The following is a 21,981-nucleotide window of genomic DNA, read 5'->3' as shown; positions in this document are numbered from 1 at the left end:
CTTCTCGGCGGCGTGCCCGGCATTTTCATGTGCCCCTGCCGGGAAGTCCGCTTGTCGGCTCGGTCAGTCGCCGCGGGGCTTGGCGAACTCCTCGATCAGCGCGGGGTATTGTTCCCCGCCGTGCCCGGCGGCGACCGCGCGGTCGGCCATCGCCTTGATCAGTTTGGGCAGTTCGGCATTGACCCCCACTGCCTCGCTCTCCTCGATCAGGTGGGCCATCGCCCGCACGTCGGTCTCCAGGGCCGACACCTCGGCCGGGAAGGCACCGTTGTCGATCTGCTCGGCGTATCCGGGCAGCCATGCGGCCACCCCGACCGCGATCTGCCGCGCGAACGGCGCATATGTGCCGGCGTCCACACCAGCCGTCCTGAGCAGGGCGGTGCCCTGGAGCCAGGCGTTCAGAACGCTCCACATCATCGCCAGACCGGCCACGTCGTACAGGGCTGCCAGCCCGTGGTCGGCGCCGAGGTAGCTGACGGTGCCGAGCGCGTCGAGGGTGGGCTTGTGTGCTTCGAAGTGCGGCTGGGGACCGCTGTGCAGAATCACCGCCTCGGCGGTGCCGATCGCGGACGGGATGGCCATGATGGCGCCGTCCAGGTAGTGGGCGCCGCGCTGTTCGGCCCATCGGGCGGCCTCGCGGGCCCGGGCCGAATCGCCGGATGTCAGGTTGATCAACGTCGTGCCGTCCAGCGGGATATCGCTTCCGCCGAGCAGTGCGCGCATGGCCGGGTAGTCGGTGACGCAGATGACGGTCAGTGGACTCGCCGTCAGCGCCTCGCCCACGGTCGGCGCCATCTGCGCCCCGTCGGCGATGAGTTGGTCCGCCTTGGAGGCCGTACGGTTCCACACGGTAGTGGGGTGCCCGGCCTTGAGGAACGCGCCGGCGAGTGCCCGGCCCATCCGTCCGAGTCCGATGACGGTCACGGGTGTATCCGTTTTGATGTTCATGGCAGCATCGTCAACGTTGATACCGGTGTGAAGGTCAAGTGAGGTGCGATGCGGATCGGGGAACTGAGTCGCCGGACGGGCGTCAACGCCCATCAGTTGCGCTACTACGAGGCCCAGGGCCTGTTGGAGGCAGACCGCGGGGCGAACGGATACCGCGAGTACGACGAGAACGCCGTACTGCGGGTGAAACAGATCCGCCACCTGCTCGGTGCCGGTCTGTCCTCCGAGGACATCGCCTACGTGCTGCCCTGTGCGGTCGGCGAGGCCCCGGAGCTGCCCGGTTGTCACGAGTTGCTGTCAGCGATGCGCTCACGGCTGCAGCGCCTTGACGACCAGATGGACAAGATCGCCCGGTCCCGCGACGCGCTGGTCGTCTACATCGACGCGGCCGAGCGCACGGGCAGCGGAAGCTATCCGCCCTTCGACGGGGCCGGCCAGGAGCCCGTCCCCGCCTGAGCGGCAGAAGCGGCGCACCCGCCCGCGGCCGACGAGCGCCGCGGGCGGGACGCGGGCGGCCCGGGTCAGGGCTGGAGCGGCAGTTTCCAGCAGGTGGAGGCGGTCTGCTTGCCCGAGAGGCGGTCGGTTAGCCAGGCGATGGCATCACCCTGGTCGGTGATGAGGGGCACGAGGTGGTTGGTGAGGATTTTGTCGCCGAGGTTGGGCAGCGCGAGCGGTTCGTAGGTGACGTCGGCGCCCTTGTTGCACCAGTCCGCGGCCAGTTGCCTGGCTTGGCCGTGCGGAACGATGTCGTCGTGGATGCCGGTGGCCAGACGTACCGGGCCACTGGGCTTGAGCCTGCCGATGCGCTGCTTGTCCAGGGCCGCCTGCGCCCGGGGGTCGGCGGCGATGATGTCGCCTATGGATGTGCCGTCGTTGGTCCATTTGTTGCTCTTGGTGAAGCCGTAGCCGAACAGCGCGTCACCGACACACATCGTCGAGGCGTCCTTGAGGGCCGCCTTCCCGGCGGCGTTGACATTCGCGTCGACGACCTCGCGCAGGTCGGGGTCGGCCTGGGCGAAACCGCTGATCGACCAGGCGAGCGCGCCTGCCAGGGCACTGCCGTCGATGCCCTTCATGACCGATGTCAGGTCCGCGGGCGGAGCGCCGGAGTAGGTGCCGGCGAGCTTGATGTCGGGGGCGTAGGAGGACTGGAGTTCGGCGGCCGACGCGCTGGCGCCGCCGCCCTGGCTGTAGCCGTACAGACCGGTGCGGGACTCGGCGGTGACCGAGGCCCCCGGCACGGCGCGCGCCGCGCGGGCCGCGTCCAGCAGGGCGTGGCCCTGGTCGAGGCGGTTGACGTAGGTATGCAGGCGGTCGGTGGCGCCGAGGCCCACGTAGTCGGTGATGACGACGGCTGCCCCGGTGGCCAGGATCCGGTAGATGGCCAGCGCCTCGTAACCGACCGACACCGTCTGGCCGTTGAGGGTCAGGGGGTGCTGCAGGGCGAACGAGGGAGCGCACTGATCACCCTGGCCCATGGTGCCCGAGGCCACCGCGACCAGCGGGCGCGGTCCCGGTTTCGTCCAGGCGGCCGTGGGCTCGATGTAGGCGCCGGTCACCGCGACGGGTTTGCCGGACGAGTCGGTGGACTTGTACATCAGGCGGCTCGCGGTGCCGGGCATCGGGCGGCCGTCCAGGCCGGGGATGCTCAGCCCGAGCGGCATGGCTTCGGTGCGGATCAACGCGCCGTTGGCATCGGGCAGTTCGGTCGGCGGGCTGTAGAAGGCGGGGATGGTGACCCCGCGGGAGACGACAGGCTCTCCATCGGCCGCGGAGGCCGATGCGGCTGACGCAGCGGTTGCGGCCGATGCGCTCGAAAGGCCCACACAGACGGTGCCGGCGACGACACCGGCCATCAGACGCCGGCGGGCCGGGGCGGCACGGCGGGTGATCGACGCTGCCGGGAGTGTGTCCGTTTCGGTCGACCGGGCGGGCAGGGCAGAACGCGAAGGCAGTCTCTTGCGGCTCATGTTGGCTCCTCGTCCGTGATTCAGATGATGGTGTCGATGTCGCGGGCGGTGATGGCGTCCAGCGCCCGTTCGGCCACGGCGGCGATGGTCATGGAGGGGTTGCACGCGCCCGTCGTGCCGGGGATCAGCGCGCCGTCGAGTACGTAGAGGCCGCGTTGTCCTTGCACGCGGCCGTCGAGGTCGCACACGCTGCCCATGGCGGCTCCCCCCAGCGGGTGCCAGGTGCTGTTGACCAGGGAGTTGGTGTCCGTGAGCACGCCGAGCCCCCGGGAGACCGCCGTGACCCGCTGGTGGATGTGGCGGTGGCTGGCGGCGTCGCCGTCCCGTGGCCAGTGCAGCGAGACGGAGTCCGTGGAGGCGTCGTAGCGCAGGCGGCCGCGATCGGGGCTGACTCCGAAGCCGACGAGCATGGTCGTCCTGGTGTCGATGCCCAGTGGTGGCAGTGACGCCTGGATGATCGTGTTCGCGGTGGCCGGGTCGCCCCACGCCTTGCTGCCGTAGACCACCGGTCCGCCCTGCTCGGCCCCGAAGTCCTCCTGCAGGTTGGTCCATGCGTAGATGCGGTCGCCGTTGGTGCCCCAGCCTTCGCCGAGCCTGTCGGGCAGATCGGGGATGGCGCCGGTGGCTGCCGCGCGGACGAGAAGCTTGCTGGTGTTGACGCTGCCGGCCGCCATGATCAGGGCCCGGGTCGAGAGGATCTTCTGCTCCAGGACGCGTCCCGAGTCATCGGTGCGGTCGACGTGGACCTCCCAGCGGCCGTTGCCGGTCCGCGCCACGGAGGTGACGTTGTGGTGCGTCGCCACGGTGACCTCGCCGGTGGCCTCGGCCTGGTGCAGGTAGGTCACGTCGACGGAGTGCTTGCCGCCGTTGTTGACGCCGAGGGCGCAGTCGCCGTTCGTGTAGGACGGTTTCATCTCGCCGCGCAGTTCGGCCAGGGCGTAGTCCCAGTCGATCGGCATCGGGATCTTCTCGAGGCCGTAGCCGGCTTTGCGTACCCGCTCGGCGAACACCCGGGCCGCCAAGTAGGTGGGCGAGCCGACGAGTTCGGCGGGTGCCGTGGCCACCCGCAGCATCTTGGCGACCCGTGGGTAGTGGATCTGGTGCATGCGCCGGTAGTCGAGCCGTTCGGGCAGCCAGGTGTTGAAGACCGCTTCCGACGGCTGGAGGGTCATTCCCTGGTAGACGAGCGATCCGCCGCCGACTCCGGCCGCGCAGACGCTCAGGATGTTCTCGCCGAGTACGGGTTCCAGGAGCCCGGCGTAGGGCGCGAAGTTCAGCGGCGTGCCGAGGAGTTTGGCCAGCGGCCTGACGGCCGCCGGGAGGGTGCCGTACCAGAGCATCCGTTTGTCGAGGCCCGAGATCCGGGGGAAGGTCTCCGCGTTCGGCCCGGTCGGCCAGCGCCGGCCGCGTTCGAGCACGGTCACCGGAACGCCGGCCTGTGCCAGGCGGAGCGCGGCCACGCCGCCGCCGAAGCCGGATCCGATGATGACGACCCGGTGTTCCTCCCGGCTCAGCCGTACGCGGGCAGGCGCTGCGGAGGCGGTCGCCGGTGGCGTGAGGACGCCGGCGGCCGCGAGTCCTGCGGCGCCGGCGAGCAGGGCGCGTCTGCTGGGTGGGGGCATGAGCGGCTCCTTGGCGGGTGCGGGAACTCAAGGGGGTTTGCAGGGGCTCAAGGGGGTTTGCGGGGACTCAGGGGGGCGCTTTGTCAGCGATTGAGCAGGGGGCAGCATTGAACTGTCATGGGCATGACAGTTCGGACGGCATGGCAGCTCGGACGGCATGACGTTCTGACAAGACGGGTCGGACCGACATGGTTACCCGCTGGTCACTTACGGGAGAGTAGGGCTGGGTGTCAGTCTGTGACAAGACGTCTGCATGCGTCATCTGGCCGCTCGCATATGCCGGGTTGACGGCTCGCTATGCTGCCGTGATCGAGACGGAGGGCGGTGGAGCGAGAGTGCGCGAGGCGCCATCCACGCAGCGAGGGCAGACGGCGGAAGCGACCGTCAGACCGTCGCTCGTTCAGCGGCGAAAGGCGGCTCTCCGCTTCGAAATAGCCCGCGAGGCGGTCCGCCTGTTCACCTCGCAGGGCGTCACCGCGACGACGGGGGAACAGATCGCCCGGGCCGTGGGGATCTCCGCGCGCACCATGTGGCGCCACTTCCCCACCAAGGAGAGCTGCGTACTGCCCCTCCTGTCGGCAGGGCTCGACTTCGTCGTGGCCGAACTGCGCCACTGGCCGGCGGAGATGAGCCTCCTGGACTTCTTCGCCGAGACCTGCCGGATCGGCGAGCTGCCCGCCGACACCCCCGTCATCCTCGACCTGATCCGCATGACATCCACCGACCCCGCACTGCGCACCGTGTGGCTCCAGGCCCACGACGACGCCTTGCCGGTCCTGGGACAGCTCCTCGCCCGCCGCTCCGGCAGTCACGCCGACGACCTGAGAGTGAAGGTGCACGCGGCGGCCCTCAACGGCGCACTGCGCGCGGCGGCCGAGGACTTCGCCCAGCGGTACGCCGATGACCCCAAGGCGTCCGGAGCGGAAATCACCGCATGTCTTCTCGCGGCCCTGAATGCGGCGGCGGAGGGCTTGCCCTACTGAGGCGCGGCGACGGAGAGCTCGCCCTGCTGAAGCTCGGCGACGGGCCGCAGACGCGAGCGGGACAGGCGCCCGAACGCCTGCCCCCTTGGCCCGGTTGAACTTTCCGATCCGGCTTGCACCCGGGCCTACCTTGTACCCGGGCCTACTTGGATTCGACGCGTCCGAACGCGGCGGGGCCGGTGGCCAACGCGTCCCGGGCCTCCTGCCAGGCGGTGTCGCCCGGCCGGAACTGGGTGCGGAGGTAGGCCGAGGTGAGCCGTCCGAGTGCGGCGACTCGCCCGGGGTTCTCGTCGCTGGTCTCGGCGGCGTCGTATCCGCTGATCCCGCCGAGCAGATGCTCCGCGCCGAAGAGGGTCAGCAGCGTCTTGCTGCCGGGAGCGAGATGGTAGGGATCGGCGTGCCAGTCCGGACCCATCTCGGTGAAGTGCCGGGAGTCGTCCTTCTCCCCGGCGACCACCAGCGCGGGCGTGGTCATGGCGGAGAAGTCCATGCTCCGGAAGACCGGAACCTGCTGGGCCATGACCCCGGTCAGGATGTCCCCTCCCCTACCGGGGGCGGCCAGCAGCACGCCCTGCTTGATCCGCGACTCGGCGAGGACGACTTCCCGCCCGTCCTCGGGGTCGGCGACCCTGGCTCCCAGCAGGAGGGCTGCGGTGAAGCCGCCGAGAGAGTGTCCGGCCACGGCGATGCTGTCGTGGTCCATGCGCCCGGCGAGTTGCGGCACGGCGGCCTCGATCTCGTCGAACCGGTCGATGATGTGCGTCATGTCCTCGGCGCGCGAGCGCCAGAACATGGGGCCGTCGGGAGCGTCTGCGTGCAGGTGGCTGAGCGTCTTGGAGCTGAGATGGGTGGGCTGGATGACGACGAAGCCGTGGGCGGCCCACAGGTTGGCGAGCGGGGCGTAGCCGTTGAGCGAGGAGAGGTTGTTCGAGCTGCCGTGCCCGTGGGAGAGGAGGATGACCGGCAGGTCGCCACCAGTCGCGGGCAGGGTGACGCGCACTTGCAGGTCCGCGGGGCGCCCGGCCACGGAAAGCACCACCGGACTGTACGAGAGCACGGGGGCGGTCGAGGCGGCGATGCCGGTCATGGAAGTCGATGCACTCACGATGAGCCTGTCCCTTCGGTTTTCCCTTTGAGGCCTCTGCCGCTCCGCCGCCGGCCCGGAGGCGGGCGGGGCGCGCGAGGCAGGGAGGAAGCGCCGGTTTCAGCTAGACTGAACCGGAACGTTGCTCCACTTACGATACGGAACACTGCTCCGCTTATCAAGCGGAACGGCGTTCCGTCTTGTCGGCGGTCAGGGAAACAGGGAAGGGAGAGCGCGGTGCCCACTGCAGGCCAGTCCGGAGAGGTGCCGGCCCCGAGCAAACGGGCCGACGCGGTGCGCAACCAGCAGAAGCTGCTTGCCGCCGCCGCCGAGGTGTTCACCACCTCCGGCGTCGATGCGCCGATCCGCGAGATCGCGGCCAAGGCGGGCGTCGGGATGGGCACGATCTACCGCCACTTCCCGACGCGGGCGGACCTCGTCGTCGCCGTCTTCCGCCACCAGGTCGAGGCATGCGCCGAAGCCGGCCCGAGCCTGCTGGCCGGCAACGAATCGCCCCTCGCGGCGCTACGTCAGTGGATCGACGTCTTCGTCGATTTCCTGGTCACCAAGCACGGCCTCGCCAACACGCTGCAGCCCGACAGCAGCGGCTTCACCGCGCTGCACACCTACTTCCTCGACCGCCTGCTGCCCGTGGCCGAGCAGCTGCTCGACGCCGCGGCCGACGCGGGCGAGATCAGGTCCGGAACGCAGCCGTACGAGCTGATGCGCGGCATCGGCAACCTCTGCATCGGCCCCGACACCGACCCCCGCTACGACCCCCGCCGCCTGGTCGCACTGCTCCTCCAGGGCCTCCAGCAACCGCAGCCGCCGTCCTGACACCGGCACCTGCCCAGGCATCCTCTGCGCGGTCCCTGCCTCTTTGACGTCTGCGACTGCGGTCGGTCTAGGCTTCCGGGCATGAAGATCACCGTGCGGTCAGCTGTCGAGAAGGACCTCTCGTCGCTGCTTGGTCTCTACAGCGAGTTGAACCCCGACGATGCACCCCTGCCCCCGGAGTCCGCCGCCGCCATCTGGTCAGGGATTGCCGGGCAGCAGGGACGCACCGTGCTGGTCGCCGAGGCCGATGCCACTGTTGTCGGCACCGCGGACTGCGTGGTCCTGCCGAACCTCACCCGCGGCGGCCGGACCATCCTCTTCGTAGAGAACGTCGTGGTCGCCGGCACCTGCCGACGGCGAGGAGTCGGGGAGCGATTGCTGGCGGCCGTCGTGCGGCTGGGCGAGACGGCCGGCTGCTACAAGGTGCAGTTGCTGGCAGCGGACGACGAGTACGTCCACACGTTCCACGAGTCGTGCGGCTTCAAGCCGCTCGCGCAAGGCTTCCGGCGCTACATCGAGCGAGACAGGCCGAGCAGCTCAGTAACGGGCTGAGCGGCTCAGTAAGCTGACGGCCGTTGATCGCCCTCGGACGACAAGTTCGCTGCGGATGAGGGCGGGTGAGCGGACGAGTGGATGGGGGCGGACTCGGAGAGTCGCCGGAAGCACCTCCATCCGCAGCGCTTCCCTTGTGACCGCTTCCCATCCCCGAAAGCCCAACGGCGCCCGCGTCGGCGCCGAGTTCGGAGTTCCAGCAGTGCTTTTCGACGTCAGCCGCGACGAACTCGCCGACATTCTCGGCGGCGAGAACCGGCTCGCAACCCTGCCCGCCACCGCCTTCCCGCCCTCCACGGCGGACACCGAGGGCGCGCGCCTCCTGCAGACCGTGGGCGTCCCCACCGAGACGCTCCACCTGCGTGAACCCAACGAGACCTCCGGTCGGCTGGCCCTCGTCAAGGACGTCGTCCACACCGAGGACTTCGAGGACGCCGCGGAGGACGCGGGCGAGTGGCCCGTCATCGGCTGGCTGCTCAACGCCCACCTCGCCCTGGACCCCGGTTCCGGCAAGGTGCACGCTTTCGACCCCGACGAGGAGACCGTGCAGGAACTCCACGCGGACGTCTCCTCCCTCATCCAGGTCGCCTTCCGGTTCCAGCACCTGCTCGAGGAGTTCACCTTCAGCGGCGACGACGCCGAAGAGGACGCGGACTTCGAGCGCCTGGACCGCGAGGTCGAGCGCATTCGTCAGGAAACGAGCAGCACTGACCCGCTCCCCTTCCAGCACGACGAAACCGTCTGGTCGGTGATCAGCCAGGAGATCGCCGCGGGCCAGCACTTCAGGGGCGACGGCCCCTGAGCACGCTCGCTCCACGGGTGATCCCCGAACCCACTGGGCCCCGGAAGATGCGTGGGATGTCGTCCGCGGGTTCGCGGCGCACTGGACGACTCCGCTGGCGGAGGGGGACGGCTGAGGCGAGTCCGAACTGGCCGCCGCCGAGGAGAGGCTGGACCTTCGGCTGCCGCAAGCGCTGCGCGAGGCGGACGCGCTATTCGGCCGCCGCCGGGATCTCACCAGCAACCACGATGTCCTGCTCGCTCCGCGTCCTGGGGCATCCTTCTCGCCGATCTCGCGGTGGATGATCCCGCCGTGTTCATCCGGGCGGATCTGGCGGACAAGAACGCGGAGAAGTGGGAGAGCTGGCTGGAGCGAACCTCTCTGACCTTCATGGAAATCGTGCTCTCGGAATCCCTGCACTCCCCCGAGGAACTCACCGACTTCCTGGACGATCTCGACGCGGACGGCCTGGACGTGCTGGAGCAGCACTGCACGCGCCTGACGTTCCCGGACTACCCGCTCGGCGAGGAGGACACCGGCGTCGTCCGCTGGCACCTGGAAGGAGGCACCTTCGGCCGCGGCAGCCGGACCCGGACCGAAGGCGATCGTCGCGTAGGCGCGCTGTCGTCACATAGGCGCGCTGTCTGGCTATGGCCACTCGGCCTGCAGGCGGGCCCGCTGCTCGGACTGGGCGCTGTCCGGCACCAACTGCATGCACCACTTGCACTCGTCGCCCAGATGCACTGGAGCGTCCAGCCAGTAGGCACCGGTGAGGAGTTGTCCTTGGGGCGGGGTGGCCAGAGGGCCTCTCGTGTCGTCCATGACCCGCCCAACGAGGCCCGACAGGCGAGGTTTTGGCGGTGACAACCCGGCCGCCGCGCAAGCCGTCCTTGCGCCTGAAGTTCCCGCTTCGGTGTCTTCATCCGGGAAAACCGGGGTACACGGCACCGTTTCGCTCCTCCTCCGCGCGGCAGCGGCGGCGGCAGCGGAACCCACCTGGCGAGAATCCGGGGATTGTCGGCATTTTCGCCACTGGTCGGCTCGGTGGCGTCATCCATACGCTCGTGGCAACAACCGCCGAAGAGAGAGCAATTCGCGTGTCCGACCGGAGCAATGAGAAGAACTCGCTTCCGAGCGCTGCGCCCCTGCCCGGAAACGTGGCCGGAGTCCGCATCCCGTCCAGCGAAGTAGCCATGAGAACCGTTGAGTTCGTACGGGGTGTGTCCTCCCAGACCCTCTTCAATCACGTCATGCGGACCTACCTTTTCAGCTCTCTGCTGTTCGATCGGCGGGGTGTCCGCTACGACCGTGAACTCGCTTTCGTAGGCGCGGCCCTGCATGACCTCGGGCTGGTCGAGGCGTACCGGACCCCCACCGAACGCTTCGAAGTCGACGGCGCCGACGCCGCGAAGCGATTCCTGCGCAAGCAGCACATGCCGGCCGAGCGAGTCGAAGTCATCTGGGATGCGATCGCTCTGCACACCAGCGTCGGCATCGCGACGCGGAAGGGGCCGGAGATCGCCATGATCGCCGTCGGCTCCGGGCTCGATTTCGCCGGGAACGACTTGCAGCAGATCCCGTCGGACATCCTTCAGGAAGTACTCACCGCCTTTCCCAGAAAAGGCTTCAAGCAGGACGCGGTCGACAACATCTTGTCGTTGTGCCGCACCAAGCCCGCCTCGGTGCTCATGCACCCCTTCGCCGAGGTCGGCCGCCGCCACATCCCCGACTTCCCGGTGCCCACCGTGGAGGACCTGCTGCTCGCCGCGCCCTTCGAGGAGTGAGTCAGGCACACCCGCCGACGGGCCCCCTGGGCTTCAGGCTCGCAGCAGGCCGGCCGATACCGCCCACAGGCGCTCGGCGGTGACGGGATCCAGCGCCCATTGTTTGACGCCGTGCGGGTGCTGCGCGAGGTCGGCGTCGTTCGGCACGGTGTAGGCCTCTTGTGAGTCGTCGAGGTAGTGGCCTCCGGAGTGGGCGAACCCGGGGGCGACGGCCGCGACGATGCTGGTGGCGGCCCCCTGCTCGACGGTCTTGTACGTGAAGACCCCGGCGGCCTCGGCCGCATCGAGCGACGCCTTCTGCTGCGGTGTGAAGTTCCGCTGCAGTCCCGTCGCGACACCGCCGGGGTTCACCGCATTGGCAGTGATGCCCTCGGGCGCCCAGCGGCGGGTGGCCTCGACGGCAAAGAGGGAGTTCGCCGTCTTGGACTGGGCGTAGGCGATCTGCGGGTCGTAGTCGCGGCGCACGAAGTGGAGGTCGTCGAAGTCGATGCCGGAGCGCATGTGTGCCGTGGAGCTGACCGAGACGACGCGTGCACCGCCGCGGTCGGCCGCCCCGAGGGCCAGGGCGCCGTGGAGGCCGGTGGCCAGGGCGAAGTGGCCGAGATGGTTGGTCGCGAACTGCAACTCCCAGCCCTCACGGGTGCGTTCCGGGCCGCCGGTGACCACGCCAGCATTGTTGATCAGCAGGTGAAGGGGGCCGTGCCACGCGTCGACGAAGCGCAAGACGGTGGGCCTGTCGGCGAGGTCGAGCCGGACAGTCCGTGGACGAATTCCGCCGGTGGACTCCGCGATCGTCTCGGCGACGGCGTCACCCGCAGCCGTGTTGCGGACAGCGAGCGTCACCTCCGCCCCGGCGGCGGTCAGCGCACGGGCCGTCTCGCTCCCGATGCCGGAGGAACCTCCCGTCACGATCGCGCGGACGCCGGTGAGATCGACGCCCCGCAGCACCTCGTCCGCGGTGCTGGAGGCGGTGAAGGGCGTGGAGATGAGTTCACGTGCGGCCATGGCGGCGACTATACGCACTGGACGACTTTTGTATAGTTCGGCTTCCTCCTCGTATGCTCGGCCCATGAAGAGTCCCGATTCCGGCCAGCCGCTCCCGACAGCCGACGGCGCCGACCGTCGGATCACGGTCCTGGACTCCGCCATGGCCACGTTCGCGCGCTTCGGCTACCGGAAGACCTCGATGGAGGAGGTGGCCCGGGCGGCGCGCATCTCCCGGCCCGGGCTCTACTTCCTCTTCGCCTCGAAGGAGACCCTCTTCCGTGCCGCGGTCACCCGGACCCTGGAGCGTGACATCGCCGCGGTCGAGCACGTCCTGGCCGATACCGGGCGCCCCCTCGCGGAACGCCTCGTCGAAGCCTTCGACCAGTGGGCGGGCCGCTACATCGGCCCGCTGGCACGCGACGTGGCGGTGGTCATCGAGGCCAACCCCGGCCTTCTCGGCGAGATCACCGAGACCGCGCCGCGACGGTTCGAGCAACTGATCACCGAAGCGATCGGGGCCGGGTCCGGGTCCGGGTCCGGCCAAGAGTCGGCCGCCCCCGTCGCACAGACGATGATCAGTGCATCGGTCGGCCTCAAATACCAGGCCGCAGAACGGGAGTTCTACCTGGCGCGCATGAAAGCGGCGATCGAACTCCTGCTGCGCTGAGCCCGCCTACCGCTGCCGGACGGGCCGCACGATGATCTCGTTGACGTCGACGTCGGACGGCTGCGCCAGAGCGTAGGAGACGGCGGCGGCGATGGCGTCGGGCCCGATCACATGGGCGCGGTAGGTGCGCATGGCCTCGGCGGCGCCGGGCTCGGTGATGGTGTCGGCGAGCTCGGATTCGACCACGCCGGGCGAGACCGTCGTGACCCGGATCGAGGGGTCGGACTCCTGGCGCAGCCCCTCGGTGATCGCCCGGGCCGCGTACTTCGTGCCGCTGTAGACGGCGCTGGTGGGCACGACCTCGCGGGCGCCGACGCTCGCGACCGTGACGAAGTGTCCCGACCCCTGTGAGGTGAATACGGGCAGGGCCGCGGCGATCCCGTGCAGCAGGCCGCGGACGTTCACGTCGATCATCCGGTCCCACTCCTCGACGAGCAGGGAGTCCAGGCGCGACAGCGGCATGACACCGGCGTTGCCGACCAGGACATCGACGCGGCCGTGGCGCTCGCGGGCGCCCTGGACGAAGGCCGCGACGTCCGCGCGGTCGGTCACATCCAGCTGTACCGGCTGCAGGCCGCCGCCGGAGCGGGCTGCCGCCTCTTTCGTGCTCTCCTCCAGTGCGTGCAGGCGGTCGATGCGGCGCGCACCGGCCACCACCTGGTGTCCCTCCTGTACGAGTCGCGTGGCGATGGCCGCGCCGATCCCGCTGCTGGCGCCGGTGATCAGGACGACCTTGCGGTCGGTCGGAGCGATGTTGTCCGTGTGGTGTGTGGTCATGGCCTCAAGGCTGGTGCGGCCACGGCACGTGCGGGAGAGGCGGCGTTCTCCCGGGTGCAGCGCACCCGGGAAGCCCGCGGACCGCGGATCTAGCATGGCGGTATGCCACGCTCAGAGCTCGGCGCCTACCTCACGGCCCGGCGCGCCGACATCACCCCGGACCGGGCGAACCTCCCCGTCACGGGGTATCGCCGGGTGCCGGGCCTGCGGCGCGAGGAGGTGGCGCTGCTCGCCGGGGTCAGCGCCGACTACTACGTACGCCTGGAGCAGGGCCGCGAGCGCACGCCCTCCGCGCAGGTTCTCGACGCGCTGGCTGCCGCCCTGCGCCTGGACGAGGACGGGCGCCTGCACCTGTTCCGCCTTGCGGGGCTTGGCCCCCGGGCCAGGGCCGCCGCCGTGGCCGACCGGGTCGAGCCGAGCCTGCTGGCGCTCATGGACGCCTGGCCGCACAACCCGGCCGTCGTCTACAACCGCGCGTATGACGTCCTGGCCTCCAACGCGATCGCCGACGCGCTCTTCCACCGCTGGGCGCACTCGCGCAACCTCCTGCACGTCGTGTTCACCGACCCGGCCGCCCGCGCCTTCTACCGCGACTGGCACGACGTCGCCCGCAACTCCGTGGCCGGCTTCCGGCTGGGTCACGGCGCGGCGCCCGACGACCCGCGGGTGCGGCAGGTGCTGGGTGAACTCCTCGAGCAGAGCCCGCAGTTCGCCGAGCTGTGGGCCCGCCACGACGCCCGCGGCAAGGCGCTGGAGAGCAAACGCTTCGAGCACCGCGAGGTCGGCCCGCTGACGCTGACCATGCAGACCTTCGACGTCCGCGCGGCGCCGGGCCAGGAACTCGTCGTCTACCACGCGGAGCCGGCCTCGCCCAGCAGCCAGGCGCTTGTGCTCCTGGGCTCGCTGGCCGCGACCTCACGCCGGGAGTCCTGAGCTACAGCATCCGGACCTCGCCTTCGGGGAGCTTGGCCCACCAGTGGTGGTAGCGGCTGTAGACCGCCGCCTCGCGACCGCCGAGGAACGCGCTCAGGGACCGGGCCTCCGCGGCAAGCCCTTCCCAAGTGGCGGGCTTAAGCGGGTGGAAGGCCGTCGCCTCGATGCCCTCCTCCGTCGGCCGCCACACCCCGGCGACATGGCCGTCCACCAGCAGGGTCGGCAGGACGTCGCCGTTACGCCGGATCACCAGGGGGCGGTAGGCCGGGGGGATCACCCGGCCGCGGTCGGCGTAGGCCAGCAGGATGCTGTCCCACATGGCCATGAGCCGGGGAGGCGCGGGGGTGTCGGCGGGCGGGCGCGGTGCGCCCGGCAGGTCGAACATCACTCTCCCGTCCGGCCCTTGGAGCTGCTCGACGGTGTCGCCCAGGGCGAGGAGCGCCGCACGGACGGGTGTTCTCTGCACCATGGCGAACTGCGCCACGTCCGCGAGGGACGCGGGCCCGAAGCCCGCCAGATAGCGCAGGATCAAGGTCCGCAGTGCCTGCGGGTCAGCCTCCCTGCCCGCCGGAACCCGTCCGCCCGGGGCCGCGACGAAGGACGGCCGGTGGCCGAACGACCAGGGTGCATCCGTGGGGGCATGGTGCAGCGGCGCGTAGCCCTTCAACCCCCACCAGGCCCCGTCCTTCTTGTCGGCACCGAGCCGCTCCTCGACCCAGGCCTGCATTTCTGCCGAAGTCCGGGGCGTGCGAGTGAAGTCCAGCACCTCCGGAACCAGTGCTTCGGCGTCCGCGGGGCTCAGTCCCGCGGCGGCGAAGCGGGAGCCGAGCCGGGAAGCGTAGAGCGTGGGCTGCATCGCTGCCCGAAAGGCGGGGTAATCCTCGGCGTGCACGGCGTGCAGCGTGATCCGCATCAACGTCGCCTTGACCACCGATCCCCCGGTGAACGCGGCCTCGAGATCGTCCGGAGCGAAGCCGGTGAGCCGGTTCCACAGGGCGAGATAGGGCGAGGCGGGCTGCTGCGCCTGTAGCGCGACCACGCGCCGCACTCCCACTTGTACGGTCAACGGCTGTCGCTGCAGCAGCAGTTGACGGCTGAGGGTAGCCCGGTTGAGTGCGCGCTCGGTGATCGTCACAGTGCAGGATTCTGCCTCCCCGATGGTGCGCCCGCCGCCGGTGCCGGGTCACCATGGCAACCTCGTACGACATTTCGGGGAGGCAGGATGCACCGGCGGTATCCCGTAGGCGTCGCGCTGGCTGCGATGTCGCTGTCCGCGTGCGGCACTGAGGAGAGCACCGCCAGGGCCGAGGAAGGTGCCCGCACCGCGGTCGAGTCCTACGTCGAGGCGTTGAACACGCGCGACGCGGACCGGCTGATCGAGGTGGGCGGGGTGCCCGACGACGCCCGCGCGCGGCGTGAGGCCCGCCGGATGTTGGAGGACAGGGGCGGCAGGCAGCTGTCGATCACCGACGTCCGGGTCGATCTCGACATGGGGCCTGATGTCGGGTCGGCGAAGCTGGCGGCCGAGGAGAAGTCCGGCAAGCAGCTGAGCGACACCTTCACCGTGGTGCGCAGGGACGGCACCTGGCACCTGACCGTCTTCACGGACCGGCCCGCTGCCTCCGACAAGCCGACATCGGCGACGGAGTAAATCCCCGCCCCCGGCCCCCGGTCAGAGCCGCTCGTCGCGCTTCGCCGCGCCCGTCGGTGCGCCGCCGAGTTCGTCGAAGAGCAGGGCGCAGTCGCCGGTCTGTCCCGTGCGGTAGGCGACTCGGGCCACCAGGTGCGCGGCGACGGGGTTGGTCAGGAGTTGGAAGAAGACGACCAGGGCGAGCGTGCCCAGGTCGACCCAGGAGCGCAGCCGCAGCGCGACTCCGGCGGTGAGCAGGATGATGCCCAGGGTCTGGGGGTTGGTGGCGGCACTGCTGCGGGCCAGGACGTCGGGCAGGCGCAGCAGGCCGATGACGCCGGTCAGGCAGACCAGGGCACCGATGAGCAGCAAGGCCGCGCCGGTGAGGTCGACCACCTGGTGCCAGGTGCTCACGGGCCCTCCTTGGGCGAGTTGGGGCGGTCGCGTACGGCGATGAAGCGGGCGATGCCCACCGAACTGGTGAAGCCGAGGAAGGCGATCACCAGCATGATCGAGAGGTAGTAGCGGGTCCGGGTGGAGGCCGCCTGCACGCCGATCCCGGCCACGATCAGGGCCGCGGCGACATCGACGCCCACCGCGCGGTCGAGCATGGACGGGCCGCGCCAGATGCGGATCAGCAGGAGTGCGCCCGCCAGGAGAATCACCGCCAGGGCGGCGTCGAGCAGGAGGTCGTCCGCAGCGGTCACGGCCCGGGGTCCTTTCCTTCGGGAGGAGCAGGCGGCGCAGGGGGTTCGGGTGAGGCAGGAGATTCGGGTGAGCCGGGAGGTGCGGGCGGGGGCCCGGGCTCCGCCGCGACGCGCTTGACCTCCGCGCGGGTGCCGAAGGCCCGGACGACCATGGCCTCCAGGCGCCACGCGTCGCGGCGGGTGCGGCGTACCGCGTCGCGGTCGTCGGCGTCGGACATGTGCAGGTACAGGGTGGCGGTGGCGGCGTTGACCTCGACCAGGGCGCCGCCCGGCACGCACGAGACGGCGACCGCGGTGGCGGCGATCATCAGGTCGGTGCGGCAGCGCAGTTGGACGGCGATCACGGCGGCGGGGCGTTTGCGGCCGCCCAGGGCCTGGCGGGTCACGGTGGCGCTGGAGACGACCATGTCGTAGGCCAGGTATCCGGCCAGGCGCAGGATGCCCAGCGGGCGCAGGCGCAGGGCGAGTTCGACGGCCGGCAGCGGGAAGACCAGGCACAGGGCGACGGCGACCAGAATGCCGCTGATCAGGTTGCCCCAGGTCGGCCCGGACCACAGCAGCATCCAGATCACCGTGAGCCAGGCGATCAGGGAGGGGTCCAGGCGGCGCGGACGGGTCGGGGTCACAGGAGAGCTCACGGGCCGAGCACCGCCGTGACGTAGGGGGTGCGGGCCAGGAGTTCGGCGGCCGAGCGGTCGGCCAGGCCGGCCAGCGGGGTGGCGAGCACGGTGTAGGACAGTCCGAGCAGCACCGCGGCGACGGTCGCGCCGATCATGACGTACGGCACCCGGGCCGTGGTGCGCACGCAGGCCGCCGCGGGGGCCACGGCCACCGCGCCGGTGCTCTTGAGCGGCACGGCGTCGTCACTGTCGTCGCTGTCGTCGGTGTCCTCCAACACGGTTCCTTCCAGGGGGAGGTGGGCGGGAGTGGCCCGCCAGAACGCCAGGTTCCACACCTTGACCATCACGTAGAGCGTCAGGAGGCTGGCGACGGCGCAGGCGGCGAGCAGCACGTAGGCGGCGACGCCGCCGTCCGCCGCGCCGGCCTGCATCAGGCCCAGCTTGCCGAGGAAGCCGGACAGCGGCGGGATGCCGGCGAGGTTCATGGCGGGCACGAACCACAGCGCGGCCAGCAGGGGCGCGGTGCGGGCCGCGCCGCCCAGGCGCGTCAGTTCGGTGCTGCCGTAGCGCCTTTCGAGCAGTCCGGCGGCCAGGAACAGCGTCGTCTGTACGGTGATGTGGTGGGCCGTGTAGACGATGGCGCCGCCGATGCCGCCGCGGCTGCCCAGCGCGAGTCCGTAGAGCATGAAGCCGATGTGGCTGACGAGTGTGAAGGACAGCAGCCGTTTGAGGTCGGTCTGGGCCACCGCGCCGAGGATGCCGATCAGCAGGGACGCGAAGGCGACGGCCATCAGCAGGGTGGAGAGCCGGTTGCCGGGGAAGAGCAGGGTTTCGGCGCGCAGTATGGAGTACACGCCGACCTTGGTAAGGAGTCCGGCGAAGACGGCGGTGACCGGGGCGGGCGCGGTGGGATAGGAGTCGGGCAGCCAGGCGGCCACCGGGAAGACGGCGGCCTTGACGCCGAACACGGTAAGGAGCAGGGCCTCGATCAGCGTGCGGACGCCCAGGGGCAGTTCGGCCAGGCGCACCGACAGCTGGGCGAAGTTGGCGGTGCCGCAGGCGGCGTAGGCGACGGCGATGCCGGCGAGGAAGACCAGGGAGGAGACGAGGGAGATGACGACGTAGGTCGATCCGGCGCGCAGGCGCGGTTCGGTGCCGCCCAGGGTGAGCAGCACGAAGCTGGCCATCAGCATGATTTCGAAGCCGACGTAGAGGGTCACCAGGTCGCCGGCGAGGAAGGTGAGCGAGACTCCGGAGACCAGGACCAGGTAGGCGGGGTGGAAGATCGCGATCGGGGCGCGTTCCTCGCGGTCGACCATGTCCTGGCCGAGGGCGTAGATCAGGACGATGAGGGTGACGGCGCCGGACACGGTCAGCATCAGCGCGGCGAGCCGGTCGGCGACCAGGGTCACCCCCAGCGGCGGGGCGAAGTCGCCGAGGTGGACGACGAGCGGGCCGCTCCGGTCGGCCCCGACGAGCAGGATGAGGTCGACGGCCAGGACGGCGGCCAGGACGCCGACGCCGATCATCCGGTGCAGTATGCGCAGCCGGGGCCCGATGAACATGCTCAGGCCGCACGCGGTCAGCGGCAGGACGACGGGCAGCGGGACGAGGGCGTTCAACGGGGGTCGTTCTCCTGCCGTGCGGGTTCTGGCGATGGCGCCGGGTCCGCGCCGAGGATGTCGTCCCACAGGTCGCCGGGGGCGTCGCGGGCGCGGGCCTGGAAGGCGCGGTCCTCGCGCAGTCGGCGGCGCTGTTCGCGGCGTTCGTCGCGCCAGGCGCTCGGTCCCTCGCCGCGGTGGCGTTCGCGCAGTTCGGCGCGTTCCTCGGCGATCTCGGCGCGCAGGACGACGCGGCGGTCCTCCACGTCGTCCTGGACGAAGTCGGTGCCGGTCAGCTGGCTGCTGCGGTAGACCATCGCGAGGACGAACGCGGTGGTGGCCAGGGTGATGACGACGGCGGTCAGGACGATGGCCTGGGGCAGCGGGTCGGTGACCCGCGCGTGTGCGACGCCGGGGTAGAGCAGGGGCGGGGCGCCGGCGCGTCCGGTGGTGGCCAGGACGAGCAGGTTGACGCCGTTGCCGCAGACGATGACGCCGATGAGCACGCGGGTCAGGCTGCGGGTGTGCAGCAGGACCGCGCCGACGGCGGTCAGGACGACGGCGCAGATCAGCAGGGTCAGGCTGACGGTCACCGCTCCCCCTCTCCGGCGAGCGCGAGGCCGGCCCGGTGTTCCGTCTGCTGGTCGATCTTGGATCCGAGGGCGCGGACGACGTCCAGGACCCCGCCGAGGACCAGCAGGTACACGCCCAGGTCGAAGAGGATGGCGGTGCCCATGTGCCAGTCGCCGATCAGCGGCAGATGTCCGTGCCACGTCCAGGCGTGCAGCACGGTGCCGTCGGCCAGGCCCAGCAGGGCGATGCCGGTCGACAGGGCCAGGCCAAGGCCGGTGAAGAAGCCGGGATGCAGCGGGGCTGCGGCCTCCAGTTCGTGGCGTCCGCCGGCGAGGTAGCGGATCATCAGGGCCACCCCGGCGACGAGTCCGCCGACGAATCCGCCGCCCGGCAGGTTCTCCGCGCACAGCAGCAGATAGACCGAGAGCATCAGGATCGGGTGGAAGACGAGGCGGGCGATCACCTCGAAGACGACCGAGCGGTGTTCGGGGGCGAGGGTGTCACCGGCCGTCAGCCAGCTGCGCTCGGGGGCGGTCTGACGGTATTTCGGCGGCACTTCGATGGCCGGTGTCGCAATGGACCAGGCGGTCACGCCGCCGGGCAGCGCGCGCGGTGTGCCGGGTGCCGGGCCCTGGCGGCGGTGGACGTACAGCAGGCTGGTGACGCCGAGGACGGCGACGGCGAGGACGGCGGATTCGCCCATGGTGTCCCAGGCGCGGAAGTCCACCAGGATCGTCGCCACCACGTCCTTCAGGCCGTGGTGGGCGGTTTCCTCGGTCATGGCGGCCCCGGCCGGATCCGCGGTGCGTGCGGCGGCCGCCAGCCAGACCGCGCAGGCGACCACGAGGCTGCTGGCGAGCGCTAGCAGCAGGCTGGCGATGCGGCGCCAGGAGCGCAGCGTCTCGCCGAAGTGCACGGGCAGCCTGCGCAGGACCAGGACGAGGACCACGGTCGATACGGTCTCCACGCCGAACTGGGTGAGGGCCAGATCGGGTGCGCCCTGCACGACGTACAGCAGCGCCGTGCCGTAGCCGGTCAGGCCCGCGAGTACGGCGGCCTTCATGCGGCGCTGCACCACCAGGCACATCAGGGCGCAGGCGCAGGTCAGTGCGGCGACCGCGGCCTGCCAGGGGGTGTCCCAGGCGCGGGGGGCGGGGGCGCCGTGCCAGGGGCGGTCGGTGACCAGGACCGCGAGGAGGCCGGCGAGCATGACGCCCAGGACGGTGGCCACGTACGCGGGCAGGGAGCCCTTCTGGACCGCGCCCGTCACCTGCAGTGCCATGCGCTCCACGCCCAGCACGGTCCGCCCGAAGGCCTCGTCCGCCTTGGGCCAGGCCAGCCGCCGTCCCAGCCGCGCCACCGTGTCCCGGCCTGCGAACAGGGCCGCGCCGCCGACCCAGGCCAGCGCGGACAGACCCAGCGCGGGGCCGAAGCCGTGCCACAGGGCCAGGTGGTAGGGGTGCGCCGGGAGGGTGTACTGCGCCGCGTACGCCTCGAAGAGGGGCGCCGCCCACCCGATGCCCGGACCCAACAGCAGCGAGGCCAGGGCCAGCAGGGCAGGCGGGGCCAGGAAGAGGGGGCCCACACGATGCACGGCACTGTCGGCGACTCCCGGTTTTCGGGCGAAGGCGCCCCACAGGAAGCGCAGGGTGTAGGCGGTGGTGAGCGCGGAGCCGACCACGATCAGCGCGAGCACCCACCGCTCGGCGACGGTGCCGTGCCACAGCGCCTCGAACGCGGCCTCCTTGGCGACGAATCCGAGCAGCGGTACGAACGCGACCATGGAGGCGCCCGCGAGGACGGCGACCGCGGCCACCCACGGCAGCGTCCGCCCCACCCCGGACAGGCGCCGCAGGTCGCGTGTCCCGGCCGCGTGGTCGACGATCCCGGTCACCAGGAACAGCGGCGCCTTGAACAGCGCGTGCCCCAGGATCATCGTGACGGCCGCGAGCCCGGTGTTGTACGTGCCGTCCCCCGCGAGCACGATCAGGAAGCCGAGCTGGCTGACGGTCCCGTAGGCGAGGACGAGCTTGAGGTCGTTCAGGCGCAGCGCGCGCCAGCCGCCGAGCAGCATCGTCGCCGTGCCAAGGATCAGGAGCACCGGCCGCCACGGCGCGACGTCGGCGAAGGCGGGCGCCAGGCGCGCCACCAGGTAGACGCCCGCCTTGACCATCGCCGCCGCGTGCAGATAGGCGCTGACCGGGGTGGGAGCGGCCATCGCGTTGGGCAGCCACATGCTCAGGGGCCACACCGCCGACTTGGCGAGGGCGCCGACCAGGATAAGGACCAGCGCCACCGAGAGGGTGGCGTCGGCCGCGGGCGGCGATTCCAGGATCCGCGAGATGCGATACGTGCCGGCCGCGTGGCCCAGCATCAGGAACCCGACGAACATGGCGAGACCGCCCACCATGGTCACCGTCAGGGCCTGCAGGGCGGAGCGGCGGCTGGCCCGCTTCTCGCTGTCGTATCCGATCAGGAGGAAGGACAGGACGGTCGTCAGTTCCCAGAACAGATAAAGGATCATCAGGTCGTCGGCGAGGACGAGGCCCAGCATCGCCCCGGCGAAGGCCAGGAGGTTCCCGCCGAACGCCCCCAACTGCCGTGTTCCCGGCGCGAAGTAGCTGCCGCAGTACAGCAGCACCAGAGCGCCGATGCCGGCGGCGAGCAGCACCATCACCAGCGCCAGCGCGTCGAGGCGGAACGCCGCGTCGACGTCGTAGGCCTCGATCCACGTCCACGCCTCGCTACTTGCTCCGCCGCCGGTGACGGTGGACCACTGGCACAGCGCCCAGACGAGCGCGGCCGCGGGCGGCAGCGCAAGCACGATGAAGGCGCGCGGGCCGGCACGGCGGACGAGCGGGGCCGCGCAGAGCGCGACAACGAAGTGAGCCAGGACCAAAACGGTCATGACTCATGCATATCTGC

General features: G+C 70.7%; 23 protein-coding genes. 10 read left to right on the top strand and 13 right to left on the bottom strand.

Features of this window, described 5'->3' with window-relative positions:
* Window positions 1–63 precede the first annotated feature (63 nt).
* Entirely contained in the window at window positions 64–948 is an 885-nt protein-coding gene (locus tag ACWFR3_RS20615; RefSeq protein ID WP_453736036.1) for an NAD(P)-dependent oxidoreductase, read from the bottom strand.
* 48 nt (window positions 949–996) lie between these two features.
* On the opposite strand from ACWFR3_RS20615, the gene ACWFR3_RS20610 reads away from it, so the two are divergent.
* On the top strand, window positions 997–1,404 hold the full coding sequence (locus tag ACWFR3_RS20610; RefSeq protein ID WP_453736035.1) for a MerR family transcriptional regulator: 408 nt from the start codon (window positions 997–999) through the stop codon (window positions 1,402–1,404).
* 65 nt (window positions 1,405–1,469) lie between these two features.
* On the opposite strand, the gene ACWFR3_RS20605 is transcribed toward ACWFR3_RS20610, so the two are convergent.
* Together ACWFR3_RS20605 and ACWFR3_RS20600 are read right to left on the bottom strand one after the other, a co-directional pair.
* Window positions 1,470–2,918: a lipase family protein gene (locus tag ACWFR3_RS20605; RefSeq protein WP_453736034.1), complete on the bottom strand. Its 1,449-nt coding sequence runs from the start codon at window positions 2,916–2,918 to the stop codon at window positions 1,470–1,472.
* Window positions 2,919–2,938: 20 nt separating this feature from the next.
* Window positions 2,939–4,540 carry a GMC oxidoreductase gene (locus ACWFR3_RS20600; RefSeq protein WP_453736033.1) on the bottom strand — a complete coding sequence of 534 codons (1,602 nt, stop codon included), beginning with the start codon at window positions 4,538–4,540 and terminating at the stop codon, window positions 2,939–2,941.
* A gap of 335 nt (window positions 4,541–4,875) precedes the next feature.
* Between ACWFR3_RS20600 and ACWFR3_RS20595 the strand changes: the two genes are divergently transcribed.
* On the top strand, window positions 4,876–5,523 hold the full coding sequence (locus ACWFR3_RS20595; RefSeq protein WP_453736032.1) for a TetR/AcrR family transcriptional regulator: 648 nt from the start codon (window positions 4,876–4,878) through the stop codon (window positions 5,521–5,523).
* 142 nt (window positions 5,524–5,665) lie between these two features.
* On the opposite strand, the gene ACWFR3_RS20590 is transcribed toward ACWFR3_RS20595, so the two are convergent.
* Window positions 5,666–6,628 carry an alpha/beta hydrolase family protein gene (locus tag ACWFR3_RS20590; RefSeq protein WP_453736031.1) on the bottom strand — a complete coding sequence of 321 codons (963 nt, stop codon included), beginning with the start codon at window positions 6,626–6,628 and terminating at the stop codon, window positions 5,666–5,668.
* Window positions 6,629–6,844: 216 nt separating this feature from the next.
* Here ACWFR3_RS20590 and ACWFR3_RS20585 point away from each other — a divergent pair, with 216 nt between their 5' ends.
* From ACWFR3_RS20585 to ACWFR3_RS20565, 5 genes are all read left to right on the top strand, one after another.
* Complete coding sequence (locus ACWFR3_RS20585; RefSeq protein ID WP_453736030.1) at window positions 6,845–7,444, top strand: TetR/AcrR family transcriptional regulator; 600 nt, start codon at window positions 6,845–6,847, stop codon at window positions 7,442–7,444.
* A gap of 81 nt (window positions 7,445–7,525) precedes the next feature.
* The gene (locus ACWFR3_RS20580; protein ID WP_453736029.1) at window positions 7,526–7,996 is read left to right on the top strand and encodes an N-acetyltransferase family protein; all 471 of its coding nucleotides are present in this window, start codon (window positions 7,526–7,528) and stop codon (window positions 7,994–7,996) included.
* A gap of 202 nt (window positions 7,997–8,198) precedes the next feature.
* A complete protein-coding gene (locus ACWFR3_RS20575; protein WP_453736041.1) occupies window positions 8,199–8,798 on the top strand; it encodes an SUKH-4 family immunity protein in 600 nt (199 codons plus the stop codon).
* A gap of 276 nt (window positions 8,799–9,074) precedes the next feature.
* Window positions 9,075–9,641: a hypothetical protein gene (locus ACWFR3_RS20570; RefSeq protein ID WP_453736028.1), complete on the top strand. Its 567-nt coding sequence runs from the start codon at window positions 9,075–9,077 to the stop codon at window positions 9,639–9,641.
* Window positions 9,642–9,841: 200 nt separating this feature from the next.
* Window positions 9,842–10,561 carry an HD domain-containing protein gene (locus tag ACWFR3_RS20565; RefSeq protein ID WP_453736027.1) on the top strand — a complete coding sequence of 240 codons (720 nt, stop codon included), beginning with the start codon at window positions 9,842–9,844 and terminating at the stop codon, window positions 10,559–10,561.
* 33 nt (window positions 10,562–10,594) lie between these two features.
* Here the strand turns inward: ACWFR3_RS20565 and ACWFR3_RS20560 are convergent, their stop codons facing one another.
* Complete coding sequence (locus tag ACWFR3_RS20560) at window positions 10,595–11,566, bottom strand: SDR family NAD(P)-dependent oxidoreductase (RefSeq protein WP_453736026.1); 972 nt, start codon at window positions 11,564–11,566, stop codon at window positions 10,595–10,597.
* Window positions 11,567–11,630: 64 nt separating this feature from the next.
* Between ACWFR3_RS20560 and ACWFR3_RS20555 the strand changes: the two genes are divergently transcribed.
* Complete coding sequence (locus ACWFR3_RS20555; protein ID WP_453736025.1) at window positions 11,631–12,215, top strand: TetR/AcrR family transcriptional regulator; 585 nt, start codon at window positions 11,631–11,633, stop codon at window positions 12,213–12,215.
* Window positions 12,216–12,221: 6 nt separating this feature from the next.
* On the opposite strand, the gene ACWFR3_RS20550 is transcribed toward ACWFR3_RS20555, so the two are convergent.
* Window positions 12,222–12,992, bottom strand: coding sequence for an SDR family oxidoreductase (locus ACWFR3_RS20550; protein WP_453736024.1), 771 nt, complete (start codon window positions 12,990–12,992; stop codon window positions 12,222–12,224).
* Between the two features lie 102 nt (window positions 12,993–13,094).
* Here ACWFR3_RS20550 and ACWFR3_RS20545 point away from each other — a divergent pair, with 102 nt between their 5' ends.
* Window positions 13,095–13,925 (top strand): helix-turn-helix domain-containing protein, encoded by an 831-nt coding sequence (locus ACWFR3_RS20545; RefSeq protein WP_453736023.1) that lies wholly within the window; start codon window positions 13,095–13,097, stop codon window positions 13,923–13,925.
* Between the two features lies 1 nt (window position 13,926).
* Here the strand turns inward: ACWFR3_RS20545 and ACWFR3_RS20540 are convergent, their stop codons facing one another.
* Window positions 13,927–15,060 carry a winged helix DNA-binding domain-containing protein gene (locus tag ACWFR3_RS20540; RefSeq protein ID WP_453736022.1) on the bottom strand — a complete coding sequence of 378 codons (1,134 nt, stop codon included), beginning with the start codon at window positions 15,058–15,060 and terminating at the stop codon, window positions 13,927–13,929.
* A gap of 87 nt (window positions 15,061–15,147) precedes the next feature.
* Between ACWFR3_RS20540 and ACWFR3_RS20535 the strand changes: the two genes are divergently transcribed.
* The gene (locus tag ACWFR3_RS20535; RefSeq protein ID WP_453736021.1) at window positions 15,148–15,576 is read left to right on the top strand and encodes a hypothetical protein; all 429 of its coding nucleotides are present in this window, start codon (window positions 15,148–15,150) and stop codon (window positions 15,574–15,576) included.
* Between the two features lie 21 nt (window positions 15,577–15,597).
* Here ACWFR3_RS20535 and mnhG read toward each other — a convergent pair whose 3' ends face one another.
* Genes mnhG through ACWFR3_RS20505 form a run of 6 tightly spaced genes read right to left on the bottom strand, consistent with a single transcriptional unit; the run spans window position 15,598 to window position 21,964 of the window.
* A complete protein-coding gene (gene mnhG, locus ACWFR3_RS20530) occupies window positions 15,598–15,969 on the bottom strand; it encodes a monovalent cation/H(+) antiporter subunit G (protein ID WP_453736020.1) in 372 nt (123 codons plus the stop codon).
* Window positions 15,966–16,262: a monovalent cation/H+ antiporter complex subunit F gene (locus ACWFR3_RS20525; protein ID WP_453736019.1), complete on the bottom strand. Its 297-nt coding sequence runs from the start codon at window positions 16,260–16,262 to the stop codon at window positions 15,966–15,968. Before ACWFR3_RS20525 ends, mnhG begins: the two co-directional genes overlap by 4 nt.
* Window positions 16,259–16,900, bottom strand: coding sequence for a Na+/H+ antiporter subunit E (locus ACWFR3_RS20520; RefSeq protein WP_453736018.1), 642 nt, complete (start codon window positions 16,898–16,900; stop codon window positions 16,259–16,261). Before ACWFR3_RS20520 ends, ACWFR3_RS20525 begins: the two co-directional genes overlap by 4 nt.
* Window positions 16,897–18,504 carry a Na+/H+ antiporter subunit D gene (locus tag ACWFR3_RS20515; RefSeq protein WP_453736017.1) on the bottom strand — a complete coding sequence of 536 codons (1,608 nt, stop codon included), beginning with the start codon at window positions 18,502–18,504 and terminating at the stop codon, window positions 16,897–16,899. The genes ACWFR3_RS20520 and ACWFR3_RS20515 overlap by 4 nt, the downstream gene beginning before the upstream one ends.
* A complete protein-coding gene (locus ACWFR3_RS20510) occupies window positions 18,501–19,076 on the bottom strand; it encodes a Na(+)/H(+) antiporter subunit C (RefSeq protein ID WP_453736016.1) in 576 nt (191 codons plus the stop codon). Before ACWFR3_RS20510 ends, ACWFR3_RS20515 begins: the two co-directional genes overlap by 4 nt.
* Window positions 19,073–21,964 carry a Na+/H+ antiporter subunit A gene (locus tag ACWFR3_RS20505; RefSeq protein ID WP_453736015.1) on the bottom strand — a complete coding sequence of 964 codons (2,892 nt, stop codon included), beginning with the start codon at window positions 21,962–21,964 and terminating at the stop codon, window positions 19,073–19,075. The genes ACWFR3_RS20510 and ACWFR3_RS20505 overlap by 4 nt, the downstream gene beginning before the upstream one ends.
* Between the last annotated feature and the right edge of the window lie 17 nt (window positions 21,965–21,981).

Source organism: Streptomyces sp. NPDC055189, assembly GCF_053606765.1.
The sequence above is the reverse complement of the archived record's forward strand: the minus strand, read 5'-3'. Positions and strand labels throughout refer to the sequence as shown.